The organism is uncultured Rhodococcus sp., assembly GCF_963525155.1.
Taxonomy (GTDB): Bacteria; Actinomycetota; Actinomycetes; order Mycobacteriales; family Mycobacteriaceae; genus Rhodococcus_F; species Rhodococcus_F qingshengii.
In genome coordinates this window covers 35,214-48,914 of record NZ_CAURKP010000003.1, presented here as the reverse complement: position 1 = coordinate 48,914, position 13,701 = coordinate 35,214, and the positions used below count along the sequence as shown (strand labels likewise).

The 13,701-nt window shown below is 62.4% G+C and carries 15 protein-coding genes; 7 read left to right on the top strand and 8 right to left on the bottom strand.

The features are described 5' to 3' along the window. Positions 1-59: 59 nt before the first annotated feature. Both RWT78_RS01295 and RWT78_RS01290 read left to right on the top strand, forming a co-directional pair. Positions 60-743, top strand: coding sequence for a TetR/AcrR family transcriptional regulator (locus tag RWT78_RS01295; RefSeq protein WP_081557182.1), 684 nt, complete (start codon positions 60-62; stop codon positions 741-743). Next, entirely contained in the window at positions 740-1,306 is a 567-nt protein-coding gene (locus tag RWT78_RS01290) for a GNAT family N-acetyltransferase (protein WP_283377334.1), read from the top strand. Before RWT78_RS01295 ends, RWT78_RS01290 begins: the two co-directional genes overlap by 4 nt. On the opposite strand, the gene RWT78_RS01285 is transcribed toward RWT78_RS01290, so the two are convergent. The 4 genes from RWT78_RS01285 to RWT78_RS01270 are packed head-to-tail and all read right to left on the bottom strand — an operon-like array spanning position 1,269 to position 4,988. Beyond that, the gene (locus tag RWT78_RS01285; RefSeq protein WP_314673442.1) at positions 1,269-2,258 is read right to left on the bottom strand and encodes an FAD-dependent monooxygenase; all 990 of its coding nucleotides are present in this window, start codon (positions 2,256-2,258) and stop codon (positions 1,269-1,271) included. The two genes, RWT78_RS01290 and RWT78_RS01285, sit on opposite strands and share 38 nt — an antisense overlap. Positions 2,259-2,261: 3 nt before the next feature. Continuing rightward, positions 2,262-3,719 carry a DUF222 domain-containing protein gene (locus tag RWT78_RS01280; RefSeq protein ID WP_314673441.1) on the bottom strand — a complete coding sequence of 486 codons (1,458 nt, stop codon included), beginning with the start codon at positions 3,717-3,719 and terminating at the stop codon, positions 2,262-2,264. 35 nt (positions 3,720-3,754) lie between these two features. Next, complete coding sequence (locus RWT78_RS01275) at positions 3,755-4,405, bottom strand: DUF6308 family protein (RefSeq protein WP_314673440.1); 651 nt, start codon at positions 4,403-4,405, stop codon at positions 3,755-3,757. Beyond that, positions 4,398-4,988, bottom strand: coding sequence for a hypothetical protein (locus RWT78_RS01270; RefSeq protein WP_054188683.1), 591 nt, complete (start codon positions 4,986-4,988; stop codon positions 4,398-4,400). Before RWT78_RS01270 ends, RWT78_RS01275 begins: the two co-directional genes overlap by 8 nt. Positions 4,989-5,146: 158 nt before the next feature. Here RWT78_RS01270 and RWT78_RS01265 point away from each other — a divergent pair, with 158 nt between their 5' ends. After that, complete coding sequence (locus tag RWT78_RS01265; protein WP_003944195.1) at positions 5,147-5,914, top strand: SDR family NAD(P)-dependent oxidoreductase; 768 nt, start codon at positions 5,147-5,149, stop codon at positions 5,912-5,914. A gap of 141 nt (positions 5,915-6,055) precedes the next feature. Here the strand turns inward: RWT78_RS01265 and RWT78_RS01260 are convergent, their stop codons facing one another. The 4 genes from RWT78_RS01260 to RWT78_RS01245 form a co-directional block, all read right to left on the bottom strand. After that, a complete protein-coding gene (locus RWT78_RS01260) occupies positions 6,056-6,682 on the bottom strand; it encodes a hypothetical protein (protein WP_314673439.1) in 627 nt (208 codons plus the stop codon). Positions 6,683-6,827: 145 nt separating this feature from the next. Beyond that, entirely contained in the window at positions 6,828-9,113 is a 2,286-nt protein-coding gene (locus RWT78_RS01255) for a hypothetical protein (protein ID WP_314673438.1), read from the bottom strand. Beyond that, entirely contained in the window at positions 9,110-9,514 is a 405-nt protein-coding gene (locus RWT78_RS01250; RefSeq protein WP_314673437.1) for a hypothetical protein, read from the bottom strand. Before RWT78_RS01250 ends, RWT78_RS01255 begins: the two co-directional genes overlap by 4 nt. A gap of 75 nt (positions 9,515-9,589) precedes the next feature. Beyond that, positions 9,590-11,146 carry a TM0106 family RecB-like putative nuclease gene (locus tag RWT78_RS01245; RefSeq protein WP_314673453.1) on the bottom strand — a complete coding sequence of 519 codons (1,557 nt, stop codon included), beginning with the start codon at positions 11,144-11,146 and terminating at the stop codon, positions 9,590-9,592. Positions 11,147-11,270: 124 nt separating this feature from the next. Here RWT78_RS01245 and RWT78_RS01240 point away from each other — a divergent pair, with 124 nt between their 5' ends. From RWT78_RS01240 to RWT78_RS01225, 4 genes are read left to right on the top strand one after another with little or no spacing between them, the layout of a single operon-like run. After that, positions 11,271-11,924: a DUF6474 family protein gene (locus tag RWT78_RS01240; RefSeq protein ID WP_003944178.1), complete on the top strand. Its 654-nt coding sequence runs from the start codon at positions 11,271-11,273 to the stop codon at positions 11,922-11,924. Between the two features lie 14 nt (positions 11,925-11,938). Beyond that, entirely contained in the window at positions 11,939-12,454 is a 516-nt protein-coding gene (locus tag RWT78_RS01235) for a hypothetical protein (protein WP_003944165.1), read from the top strand. A gap of 52 nt (positions 12,455-12,506) precedes the next feature. After that, positions 12,507-13,181: a YcnI family protein gene (locus tag RWT78_RS01230; protein ID WP_314673436.1), complete on the top strand. Its 675-nt coding sequence runs from the start codon at positions 12,507-12,509 to the stop codon at positions 13,179-13,181. Then, the gene (locus RWT78_RS01225) at positions 13,181-13,699 is read left to right on the top strand and encodes a copper resistance protein CopC (RefSeq protein ID WP_314673435.1); all 519 of its coding nucleotides are present in this window, start codon (positions 13,181-13,183) and stop codon (positions 13,697-13,699) included. The genes RWT78_RS01230 and RWT78_RS01225 overlap by 1 nt, the downstream gene beginning before the upstream one ends. Positions 13,700-13,701 lie beyond the last annotated feature (2 nt).

Below are 13,701 nucleotides of genomic sequence, written 5' to 3'. Positions count from 1 at the left end.
CCACCAAAGTATGTGAGACATCTTGTCCAGTCAATGGCGGGGTGAGTATCGTTCGATTTATGACAAAAACAGCCGAGTCGGCGCAGCCCGACGGGCGCAGCACTCGCTGGAACGATCACAAGGAGCAGCGCAAAGCGCGGATCCTCGACGCAGCACTCGATGCAGTCAACGAAGGTGGCGCCGACGTCGGCGTCCAGCAGATCGCCGAGCGCGCCGACGTCCCCCGTTCCGTTGTCTACCGGATCTTCAAGGATCGAGCCGACCTCGACGAGCAGCTGCGAGTCCGCATCCTCGAGATGATGATGACCGACCTGGCCCCCACTCTCACGCCGAAGGGCACCGTCGGCGAGGCCATCTCACGGGCCGTCGAGACCTACCTTCAGTGGATTGTGAAATATCCACGACTGCACCACTTTTTAGGCAAGGGCTCGCCGAGTACGCGGGCCACCGGTTCGAAAGTGGTGACCGGAACCAAGACGGCCATCGCCGTCCAATTGGGAAATTTGTTGGGCACGATCCTCACCAGCCGTGGCAAACCGTCGAAGATGGCGGAGCCCTTGGCTTTCGGCGTCATCGGATTGGTCGACGTCAGCGTCAACCGTTGGCTCAGCCAGCCGGGTTCCGATGTGTCCAGTGCGGAATTGGCCGAGTTCCTGGGGCGCTCCATCTGGCAGGTTCTCGACGGCAATCTCCGGAGCATCGGCGTCGACATAACGCTGTCGACTCCGATCGCCGACCTGTGACAGTCACCGAACTACCCTGGACACTCGGCGGACGTGGACTTCAACTGGTCCAGGTTCCATCACTCGCCCTCCACGCACTTGGTGAAGACAACGCCACTCTTGCAATGGAACTCGCACCCGACCTCCTGACCCCTTATCTCCTCGGCGAAGAATGCCAGGGCTTGTGGCGCTACCGGAGCAAGCAGATAGCAGAGAATCCCCTCGACAGCGCGTGGATCACCCGCATCGCAGTCGATGCCCGCACCTCGACGCCGGTGGGGTTGGCCGGATTCCACGGTCGCCCCGATGCGCGCGGGATGGTGGAGGTCGGATATCGCATCGACCCGGCGTTCCGGCGTCAGGGCTACGCAAGAACCGCCCTCGAGATACTTCTCGACGTCGCGAGTCGCGAATCCGAAGTACACATCGTTCGCGCGACCATCAGCCCGGACAATGCCGCATCTCGAAACCTGATCAGCCAGTACAATTTTTGCGAAGTCGGTGAGCAGTGGGACGAAGAAGACGGTCTGGAAACCATCTTCGAAGTCAGTGCCTCTCGATCGGCTTCGGCCGCCAACGGTTGATCACACCGAATACCGACAAGGCAAGGATGTCGGGAGTCAACCGCACAACGACGTCACGCACCGCCGCCAGCAGGCGAGTAACGGCGTCCTCGATCGCCAAAGCCGCACCTAGCCCGAGGTGAGGGCGCATGGCATGAGCGGCGTCGCCAATCAACGCAACTTTGCCGCGTGTCAACAACTTCGGGGTCCGAATCTCGAGCAGTTCGTTCTCGATGATGCGGGCCGGGTCAGCGTTCGCGACGAGCTGCGACACAGGTTCGGGCCAGTCCGCAAAATGCGCAAGACTCTCGCCGCGTTGCGCACCCGCGAAAGCGTAGGTGCGGTTGCCCGCCAACGGGAGAATCCCGAACTCCCCTCGAATCCCCCATACCTGTCCGACAAAATCCGGCGGTGGACCATCGACGATCCAGCGCCAAGCTGACACTCCGGTATGTACCACGGTTCCCTCGCCGGGCCAGATCTGCTGTCGCACAACACTGTGCACACCGTCCGCGGCAACGACAAGGTCGTATCGAGCGGTATCACCGTCGGTGACTATCTCGGCGCGGCCGTGATCTCCGCAGCCCACACCCGTCACCCTGGTTCCGGTGCGTAGACACTCGGCGGGGAGGGCGCGAACCAACACGTCGATCAGATCGGCGCGGTGGATTGTCACCAGATCGCGACCGCCGGCGAGGTCGCCAATTCTGCGCGTCACCAGATTTTGCCCGCGCAGATTCCTGATCGCGCCCGAGCTGTACGGAAGGGAATTCGCCCTGACCTGTTCGCCTACACCGATTTCGTCCAACGCTGCCAGAGCGTTGGGAAACAACACGACGGCGGCGCCTACCTCCGTAAACTCGGACGCACGCTCGTACACGGTGACATCCCAGCCTGCTTTGCGGAGCGCGATGGCAGCCGTCAGCCCGCCAATTCCTCCGCCGACGATTCCCGCGCACTGTCCTTCCGGCACAGGTCAGATCCTCTCCGGAACCGTGACCGCCGTCAACCCGCTGGTTTTATCGGTCCAGTGAATGGCACGGTCCTCCAGCATCACCGGTGTCCACAACCTGTATGTCTTCACCTGATGGTGATGACGACACAGGCATTGGAGGTTGCTCACAATGGTCCACCCTCCACGTCTCGGATCGGAAGGATCGAACTCGGTGATGTGGTCGAGTTGGCACCTGTTCGCGGGCACCGAACAACCAGGGAACCGGCAGTGACCGTCGACGGCCCGCACCAATGCGGCCAGAGCCGCTCCCGGAGCATAGGTCAGCGCGCCGGGAGGTGGATCGTGCTGGGCGCCATGCCCATCCGATCTTCGAACGATGTCCGGGGATCGCGCGACCAACCGTTGCATTGCCCGAATCCGATCCCCGCAGCCGTTCGGTTCGTGACTTGGGCGATCACGTCGGGTGACAAGCGGCAGGACAGTCGGAGCATGCTGCCGACGCGGTCGGTTCCCCGCGGCCTGGGCGCGGAAATCGACGAACAAGGCCTGCCAGGTGGAATCAGCGGCGAGCTCGCGAGCAAAATCAGGATCGATCGGCCCGTATCCGTCGATGCTCGCGGGATCTGACGTCAATCCGAGGAGCGTCGCCAGATCACACACGATGTGCAACACCGGCTTCCTACTTGAGGGCGCAGTTGATCGAGCTGCTGTGGATGCTGCCTCGCACGTTTCGCTGCCACACTGACAAGTCAGCCCCTGTTCGCCGTGCAGCAGAGCTACCAGTGCGTCGGCCCTACGGGTCGAGACATTTCGTGGATCGTGGTTGCAGACGCTTCCGGCGGCCTCGTTGATCAGGCCAAGCGCTTCGACAGCCTCGTTCGCGCTGAGTGTTGCCTGCAACTGGGCGAGTCCGTGACGGTCTGCACGCGTGCGAACATCGCGGTGTTCCAGCATCTTCCGGCGACGTTCGGCGGCAGCATCCGGATCGTAGGCAAAAAGCTGGCGCTCGATGTCGCGCTCCAGTTGCCCGGGCGGAAGACGGTGCGCCGAGGCAAGTACCCGGCGCTCGAGCGCTGCGATCGCCTCCGGGTCGGCCCCGGTGAGTCCGTCGACAATCTTGCGCACACGCGCATAGTCCAGCTCGCCGGCAGCGAAGGCGGCCTTGGTGAGCGGAAGGAACTCCCGTAGGGCATCACCGATCTCGATGTGGACTTCGGCAGTACGACGCGAGCACGTGAGCATGACCGCGATCTCGTTGCATGCGATCCGCCACGCCTTGTCGACATCACCGGACACGTCGAGTTCGGCGTTGAATCGCGACTCCGACAACATGGATGCACCGAGCACCTTTTGCGCGGCAAGCATGTTCTCGCTCTGCGCCGTCGCAAAGAGCATGTCCGGCAACACGAGTGGGTCGACGACAGGACGGCCGTCATCGACGGATGTGCCCACACCGCCCGTCGATCCGTTATCGAACATACATTCGACAATAAACCCACTCACCGACAAGAAAGCTAGAGTGCCGGTTTGTATCCCTTACCCTGCATCCACGCCAGCACGTCCAACACCCTGATGACCGGAACGGATTCGTCGAGACCTGCTCGTGCACGTAGATCGAGGAGTCGACTCTGCAACTCGTCTTCCCGCATGGCTACGCGAACGGGTTCCAGGTGGGCCGACTTCGTTCCCAACTCCCGCCCGATGACGTCGTCGTAGATCGGGAAGAGTCGCGGACGCTTGCGCGCGATCAGTTTGGACGCCATGGTTCGCCCGACGCCGTGAATCTCTCGAAGCGCCGTCTCCAACCGCCACACCGGGGATTCCGGAGTGAAGGGATCGGGTTCGTTCGACAGATCGCGATCCGGGCCCACGTCCGCCAGGAGTCGGTTCAGTTCGGCATTGTTCTCCCCGAGCAGGAAGAAGGCTCCTTGCGCCGGAACCTGAACCGACAGAAGAGTCACCGCAACAAGATCTTCCGCGGTGAAGATGTTCGCATCACGATCGCGATTGCCACTGGGATCCCAGGAATCCCACAACGCACCGGTTCGGAGATAACCGGTCTTTCGGAGCGGCCTCGTGAAATATTCCTGCAGCACGTCGACCGCGCCGGCATCGTCCCCGTCTCGCAGCACACGCGGGAGTCGGATGGGCAACTGATCAAGCATGGTCGAGCGACCTTTCCAGTACATATTTGGCGAACCCGGCGTTGTGATACTGCCGAAATGGGCCCTTGCCCTTGGCAACAAGATGCTCCGCGAGCGGACGAACCGTCGTCATGTCGACGGGCAGTTGGGCGAACTGTTCCAACGCATCCGAGTCCTCGAGACTGCAGTCGATCACGGTCCCGTCGCCGTCGGCGGACGCCAACTCGGTGCGTCTGATGGCGACCAGATCGTGCTTGGCATCGAGTTCTTCGATGCTGCAGCCGGTTCGCGATTCCAGTGCCGAACTGGATACGTACACGGACATGACGTGCTCGATCGGCTTACCGCCGACCAGATGGCACTCGACGCTCAGAATCTCCATCGGACCGATATTGAGCGTGAACAAGCGATGGCGCTCCGCGGATCGGTTGGTCGACGGCAGGCAACTGATCGTCCACTGTTCGATCTCGACGGCGGCCGGAGCGTCGAACGCGTAGGAGAGAACCTCGGCAATCAGCTCGGCAAGATCTTCGAAGAGCGGGTCGCGCTGCAACCGCTCGAAATTCTCGACAGAAGCGGCGGGACGCACAGGCGCCTTGCTCACGCAGGTCCCCTCTCGTCCGGTGCTTTGCTCTCAGACCTCGCGTCCAAGGTACCCAGCCCTACGCGGGTCTCGCGCGTTCGCCCTCACATACACCCTCGCGTTATGGTTCTCGACACGTACCACCGCCTTACCGATCGCTAACTCGAGGAGCACACGAAGTGGAAATCAAGGGAACCGCAGCACTGGTCACCGGAGCGGCATCAGGCCTCGGCGCCGCAACAGCCAAGCGCCTCGCCGACGCCGGCGCTACCGTCTTCGGCCTGGATCTGCCCGCGTCGATCGAGCGCGCAGGCGACAACGTCCCCGCCGGCGTCACCCTCATCCCCACCGACGTGACCAGCGGCGAAGAGGTCGAAGCAGCGATCAACCAGATCGTCGAGTCGGGCTCCCCGCTGCGCATCGTCGTCAACTGTGCCGGTGTCGGCTGGGCCGGACGCATCCTGTCCAAGAAGGGTCCGCACGACCTCGAGCTGTTCCGCACGGTCATCACCGTCAACCTGCTCGGCACCTTCAACGTCATGCGCCTGGCCGCCGACGCCATCGCCAAGACCGAGGCCGTCGACGAGTCGGGCCAGCGCGGCGTCGTCATCAACACCGCTTCCGTTGCTGCCTTCGAAGGCCAGATCGGCCAGATCGCGTACTCCGCCTCCAAGGGCGGCGTGCACGGCATGACGGTTCCGGCTGCCCGTGACCTTGCGCAGTTCGGCATCCGCGTCAACACGATCGCTCCCGGCATCATCGACACCCCGATGCTCGCAGGCGTCACCGACGAGTACCGCAAGGGCCTCGAGGCCGGCGTTCCGTTCCCGTCGCGCCTGGGCCAGCCGTCCGAGTACGCGCAGCTCGCGCAGATGATCGTCGAGCACGACTACCTCAACGGCGAGACCATCCGCATGGACGGCGCACTGCGCATGGCGCCGCGCTAACTTCCCTGCTGTGCGCCTTTATTAACCGCCCGCGGTTAATAAAGGCGCACAGTACAAGCTCGAACGCTGCTCGCGGCAGTTCCGATTCACGCGAGAACAAATCGATGCCGGCATCTGCTGTGCCAGGAGCGAGTGGGCCGACTATGGCACATTCGCCGGACCGATCCACTCCGGATACTGCACGGCCACCGGCATCGTCGGCATGACAAAACCAGGAGGCGAAATCAGCGCTCTACTCCCGAGTCTATCTGCGGTAAACATCGGGAATTCCTGCTTCCACCAATCGATGCACCCTTGCGGGGTTTCATTGGTGAGAAATGATGTGTAATCGACAATGTTCCACGTTCCGAAGACGTTCCAGGACGGCGGATGCTGCGCACGCGGATCACGCGCAGCCGCATCAGTGTCGACAATCCCCGCACGACCCGGCACGTCCGAGGTATTGACCAGAGCGATACGCACCGCAACATGAAGAACGATGTCACTCCGGTATTTCGCCGGGTCCTCGTACACGCGGTAAGTACACACCGTCGCCGACACCCGACCGGCATCCGCTGAATAGTCGACGATATTGCGGAACCAGGTATATCTGTCCTGAAGGTACTTGCCGTTCTCGGTACGAAAATCGTGATCAGCAGGAAACAATCCGATGTCGCTGTCACGAACCGCATCAAAATAGCCCGGAAACTCAGCCTCCGGCCCGACAACAAACGTGTAGACGGCCGCTTCCTCCGCCGCGCGAATCAACTCTGCCCCGCGACCGAACAAATCGACACCCGGACTCGCAGACCACACCGTCGTATACGGAAACTCACGTACCGGAACGACCTCAGCGGGAGCCTCCGAACCGCCACCGCCGCACGCCGAACTGCCAGCGACACACATCATCGCCAACACCGCAGACACAATCCGACTAGTGCGCATTCCACACCACCGCGTCATACGCATCTTGCATTCTGTCGTCATGTCCATCGCGAGGGTTACCGAACATGGAAAACATCGTCAGGAAATCACCGGATATTTCGTTCATTCCCAGCGCCCCGGACTGCACTTCGTACCAGGGGCGCAGATTTCTATCCTCATCGAAGGCCCATCTGTACGTATCCACGAAATCAGCTGGTAAATCTGCAGCATTCAGGATGTTGTAAGACTGTCTCACCGAATCAAACCCACCGATCGTCGCCACCTCTGCCCCTGAAGGTTGTGCACCAATAATCGACTCCTTAAACGGATCTCCACCGGCTCCGATCATGGCGTTCATGAGATCCCCGCCAGGTAGGTTTCCAATACCGAAGGTTCCAAGACTCATCATGGCTCCGTACGCATTGTTCTTGCGCGCATATATTTCGGCAGCCTGTCTGGCCTGATCGTCGTAGCCGTCCTGGATGCCGAGCTGCAATCCTCGGTCGGTCAGCGCTGCAACCCTTCCTGCCGTATCCAGGTTATTGGTTGAGCTCGGATGCATCGGGTCGAGTGCGTACGCACCTTGCTTCGCAAGCATCTCCTGATACGCCGCTTGCGTAAAGTCCGTACCAGCCGTTTCGTCGGTATTCATCAGTGCGAAGACGTTTGCCGAACCCTGGAAGTGGCGCATTCCATCTGGATCAATCCATCCAGCAGTGTCGAAGCCAGGGAGATATTCCGGATTGGCCCCAGCAAGATCCAAGATGTATGGGCTCATGCTGCGTGAAACTGTTTGCAACAGATCTGGATTGAGCTGACCGGCCGATTGGCTGCCGGCTTCGGGAATGTTGGAGAGCAACTTCCACGCTTCGTCGGTACTGACCGCCTCCCCGACAGCCGACATGATGCTGCCGGCACGAGTTGCCGTAGCCACGTCGGTGGGATCATTCGGGTTTTCGACTCTGGCATCACCATCAGAGAAATCGAAGAGCGTCGATGCAGCTTTACCGTCGTCAGTCCAGTTGTGCGACAGTACATCCTGCACAAATCCGTTGCCGGATTCCGGATTGTTCACGGCGGCATCTACGGCAATCTTGTCATCTCCCACAGCGGCGAAGATCTGCTCGGTGATCGCCATGTCCTGCGTACCACGCCCATCGACCATGAAGTACTCGAACTTGTTTTCCGGGTTCTGTTCATGAGCAACCTGCGCATCCAGGTACTTCTGCCCCACATCGAGAAGCGCACTGTCGAGGGCACTACCGCTTTTGTACTGATTGTCGCCCATCGAAACGATGTCGGCAATCGCCTGATTGTCGGCAACGCCGTTGAGTGCAATGCTGGGCAGGCCGGATCCGCCGGCTACTTCAAAGCTGTTTACCACCAAGTCATCCCGAGTCAGAGACTCTCGCATCATGTCGGGTAGAAGGTTCAGACCGCCCTTGGTCGGAACGTCCGGATCACCCTCGACCGTCGCGCTGACGTTCTCGTTGGACAGTATCTGCAGCGAGTTTGCGACCGCAGCCTGCGCATCGGGCGGCAACTTCGAGAGCAGGTCTTCGATCTCCTGGGGCGATTTCCCATCCAGTGATCTTCCCAGCTGATTGAGGTATTCCATCTGCGACGCCGGGATTGTCGCAGTTTCACCCCGCTCCAACGCCGTAGCCTGTTCCGGTGTCAGGTGGCCGGTTTCCGTGATCCGCTGCAATTGTTCCGGCGTCATCGACGCCGGATGCGTTGCCAGAGCGTCAGAATCACTCTTACCCTGTTCCCCACCCGAGGTAACTGCGGATACGAATGTCACACGTAGCCCGTCACGGGCGCCGGCCAGCGAGCTTCGCACAGTGTTGTCCGCATTTTCGGTGGCATTTGCAGCGTCGGTCAGCTCACGTTGCCGTTCGACCATCAGGGCAATACGGGCGGCGTCCGGTTCGGCCGCGGTGTCCGTGAGCAGAAGCGCGTCCGAGACCACAAATCCATCCGCTTCTGCTGCAAGAACAGCCATTCGGGCCCGCTGCAAGGGAGCGTCGATCTCGTGAAAGCCTTGCTGTGCGGTTTTTGCCAGAGCTTCGATAGCATCGACAACCTCGCCAGCCGTCTTCCTGTCTGCGGCGGCCCTGTCCTGAGCCGCTTCCGCGGTCTCCCCTTCCCAGTAAGCGCCGTGCACGGTGGTAACACTGCTGAGGTACCGGGAAAAGAGATCTTCCGCCTTGCTGCCCAGGGCAATCCAGGCGTCGGCAATAGCAGTGAGCGACGCTGGATCCCACGATTCGATCTGTGCACGCGTCGGGGTCATGCGGTGGGTTCCTGGGCGACCCAGGCGCCTGTGGCGTCGGTGTAAGTGGTGGCAAGTTCGGCAGCAGACTGCTCGTCACGACTGCGGAACTTTTCGGCGACGTTGATCATGATGTCGCCGGTCTCGCCCAACCGTTCCCGCAATGAGGGAACCAGCAAACCCTCGAAAAGCTCGTGCGAGATCGCTGATGCTTCGAGAAAAGAGGTCAGCACCGTATTCGCAGGCGCAAAAGAGGAATTCCCGAGCAAGGGCCCAGTCGCCATGGGGGCAAAGGTGCCACCAGTGGCGGGAGGAGCACCGGCCGACGGTCCCACGCTCAGCCGACCAGCTTCATCCGCGAGCCCGTGCAGCACCCCGCCCAAGCTTTTCAATTCAGCGATATCTGTCGCAAACGTACCCACGATCCCCCCTCGGACGTACGAGTCAGCCCCCCTGACTCGTGCAACGTCGGCCAAGTATACGTCGAGGCCGCCGGCTTACAGGTCCGAGGCGAGTGGAATTTCCTTCTCCGCGCGGTCCGTCATCCACTCACGGAGGACCTTGGTGGCAATGACGTCGTCCTCGTTGTACTGCAGGATGCGTGTCCGCTGCGTCTCGTCCGGCTCACCGTCGTAGCCGACCGCCTCGCGGTACCACGCCATCGACGCTTCACCACCAGCCTCGGCGTCACGCCAGTTGAAGCCGGCGACGGGAGCAATCTTCTTGAGTCCCTTGCCGTTCGGGCAGATGAACTGATCACTCACCGCTTGATAAATGTCGACCCACTGCGGACTGTCGATGAATTCGCGGATCTCGTCCTTACTCGGAATCCCGGGTTCACCGGCAAACCTGCGCGCCGAGTCCAACAACCATTTGTCCTCGGCCGAACGCGAATAGCAGTACGCGGCAAAGGTTTTACCCGAAGCGGCGGCTGCGGCACGTTCCGCCATCAGCCAGCCCCAGAACTCTGCGAACGACCGCGCCTCATCACGTGCCGGCAACGGATCCCACGTCGCAAATCCTCGATACATCGAGAAGCCACCGACATTGAGCAACGTCCCCCACAGGTAGGCGCCGTGCTCCTGATAGCTCTCCATGTCGACGTCGATCTCGATGTCCGCCCGAGTCACCGAGATCTTCTCGAACCGCCGCACCAACGGAGCATCTGCCAACCACGCCTTGGCGATCACTACTGCGTCGTCGAAATTTCCGTGCGGCCAATCTTCGAGCGGCTCGCCGTCCCAGGCGGCCAGCTGATCGATCGTGTTGCAGCCGACGTCGCGCAGAAGCTCGGCCCGCGATCCGACAGCGACGAGGCTGACGTCGCGGTTGCGGACCAATTCCTGCTTGCATTCGGTCCACCACGGGCACGACTTGCACTCGCTCACCTGTGACGGAGACGTCAGCACCTCACCGCGGGCCACAGCGATACGGTCGGCGAAACGCTCGTCGTAATCGTCGAGAATCGCGCTGAGGTCGTGGACGAGGATGCAGTCTCCGTTGTATCCGATCGCGCCTGCCGTCAGCGACGGGCTCGCCAGCCCACGACGCTCGAGCATCCGATAGACCTGCGCGACGCGCATCTGATCGCGGACCTGACTGCGGACCTTGCGTTTGGGATCGGCCGCGGGCTCCCATTCGAAGAGCCCCGAGGTGATCGCGCCCTGGCCGGGATCGGTCACCTTGTGATTGACGACAATGACGGGGATGTACCCGCCACCCTCGTCGTCACGGATGAGCATTTCGCAGCGGCCCTTGCGTCCGGTGTCGCGCTCGACCGGCAAGACCGCGCCCCAGATCCGGTCTGCGCCGGCCTCACAGGCAGCCAAGGTGTCGCGAGCCTGAGCCGACGCCGATTGATCAGGGTTGATCTTCACCCAACGCTCGGGAGCAGCGCCGATCACGAGTTCGGCGATCTCCGCGCGCTTCGCGATCGCGGCATCCTGGCGCTGCTTGACGCCGGTGTCGACGGGTTCCGAAGCCGATTTCCCGGGAAACAACCCGTCCAGACGCACCCGATGACGGCATCGGGTCAACGCCCCCGAATCGATGATCGGGAGCTGGGGCGCGGGGTTGTTAACGGAACACACGATGACGAAGATTATGTGCTCCCCTAGGCTGAAGCCGAAGCGCAGGTACCTGGCAACACACAAACACCTGGAAACGGGGTCCTTTTCGATGGGGTTGTTCAAGAAGCGAAAGTCTCGTGCCACCCGCAAGGCGGAGGCAAAGGCTCTCAAGCACAAGGCTGAGGTCGAGGCGAAGCTCAACGCCAAGAGCCAGCGTAAGCGCGACAAGGTCGAGACCAAGTCGCTCAAGAAGCTGGAGAAAGCCGAGATCGAGTCACAGCACAAGATCGAAAAGGCGCAGATCGCGACCCTGAAGGCGCAGGAGAAGGCCGCTGCGAATCAGGGCCTGACCGTCGCCAAGGTGCGTAAGTACCTGGGAGTGGCACGTCTGCTTGCCCCCGTTCTCCTGCCGATCGCCTACCGCGCAGCCACGGCGGTGCGCGCCCAGCTCGACACCACGCGTGCACAGAAGATGGGCATCGCCGTAGACCAGCTCGGTGACTACACCGGTCACGGCGCGAAGTTGAGCGCTCGTATCGCCGGTGCCGAGAGCTCGGTCACCGAGATCCTCAGCCGCAAGCCCGACGACGCGGAGACGCAGCGTTTCGCCGCCGCCATCCGTGAGCGCCTCGGCGACCTCAGCACGGCAGTTCGCGCTGCCGAGCAGATGCCGCAGGCTCGCCGTAAGGCAGCTCACCAGGCGATTTCTTCCGAACTCGACGGCGTCGAAGCAGATCTGCTCGCACGTCTCGGCGTGCGCTAGACCTGAGAACGCCAGTGAGAGCAGCCGAGCAGACCGCGACCCTCCGGGGGACAGCTGTCGGTTCCGCTTCGGCTGCTCTCGCTGTCGCCGCGCACGGGATCGGCGGAGGCGAGCTGCCACAGTCGTCGTCGCTGACCCTGTTGCTCGCCGTCTGCGCAACCGTCGGCGCCGTGACGGCCACCCTTCCCGCCCTCTCACGGGGGCCCGCTGCCTTGATCGTTGCTCTGGGTCTGGGTCAGTTGGCCGCGCACACCACCATGACGCTCTCCGAGCACGCTCATTCGCCCGCTCCGGGGTTGGTGATGCTCGGTGCTCACGCCGGTGCCACCGTCGCTTGTGCGGTGGCGGTCCTGGCCGCCGAGCGCCTCTACCGCGTTGTCACCCACGCTCTCCACGTCGTCCTGGCGTCTCTGGCTCCCGCCGCTGTCACTTCCCGCGGCCACACCGTCTCGACCGGAATCCATCACGGACCTGTCGACGCTCTACTTCGCGCCAGCATCTCGCGGCGCGGTCCTCCTGCCCTGGTCTGAAGATTCGTAGAACTCCCCACCCCTTCACCAGACCAAGAGGACACTCCCCGACATGAAGAACACCCTGATTTCGCGTGCGGTTGTCACGACCGTCGCTACCGGCAGCGCTGTGCTGCTGGCCGCCGGAATTGCTTCAGCACACGTCAGCGTCGTCGCACCAGGAGCTACGCAGGGCGGATACTCCGTTCTCACGTTCCGCGTGCCCACCGAATCCGACACCGCTTCGACCACCAAGCTGACGGTGGCCCTCCCCGACCTCAAGTCGGCACGCACCGAACCGATGCCCGGTTGGACCGCCGTCGTCGAGAAGGACCCCACCTCGCTGGTCGCGAAGTCCGTGACCTGGACGGCCGACCCCGGCGTCGGAATCGCCCCCGGCCAGTTCCAGCAGTTCGTCCTTTCCGCCGGCCCGCTGCCCGAGCAGGAAGAGGTCGAGTTCAAGGCCGTGCAGACGTACAGCGACGGCAACGTCGTCAACTGGGATCAGGAAGAACTTGCCGACGGCAGCGAGCCGGACAAGCCCGCGCCGACGCTGACTCTCGCCGCATCCACCGGCGATGCTCACGGAGCGCCTGCTGCCGATAACACTGCCGAGACGTCCGCCGCATCCGAAGCCTCTGACTCTTCGTCGGACAACACTGCCCGCTGGCTCGGCGGCGTCGGCCTCGTGCTCGGCGCGTTGGGCGCTGCACTCGGCCTCGGCGCACTGGTCAGGAGCAAGCGCTGATGAGTACCCGGATCAAGGTCATCGCCGTCGGCATGCTCGCGATGCTGGCCACGATGCTCGGAATGGGCACGGCCAGTGCACACTCCGCGGTGGTCGGCTCCAACCCGGAAAACGGTGCGTCCATTCAAGTTGCGCCTGACACGGTTTCGGTCACGTTCAACGAGGCTCTGCAGGCGCAGTTCGCGGCGCTGACCGTCACCGGTCCCGACGGCAACCTCTGGACCAAGAGCGATCCGTCCGTCGAAGGACCCACTGTCAGTGCAGACCTCGGCGATCTCGGGCCGACCGGCGTCTACACCATCGCGTACCGCGTCACCTCCGCTGACGGTCACCCCGTCAACGGAACCCTGACGTTCACCCTCACCGAGGCGGGGTCGGGCACTCCCGGCGCTGCCGCCGCGTCGAGTACGGGTGAGTCGGAGCCCGGCAGCATGCCGGTGTGGATCTTCATCGTCGCCGGCGTCGTCGTGTTCGGCGGTGCGCTGTTCTTCGTGCTCCGTAAGCCGAAGTCGAGCTGATC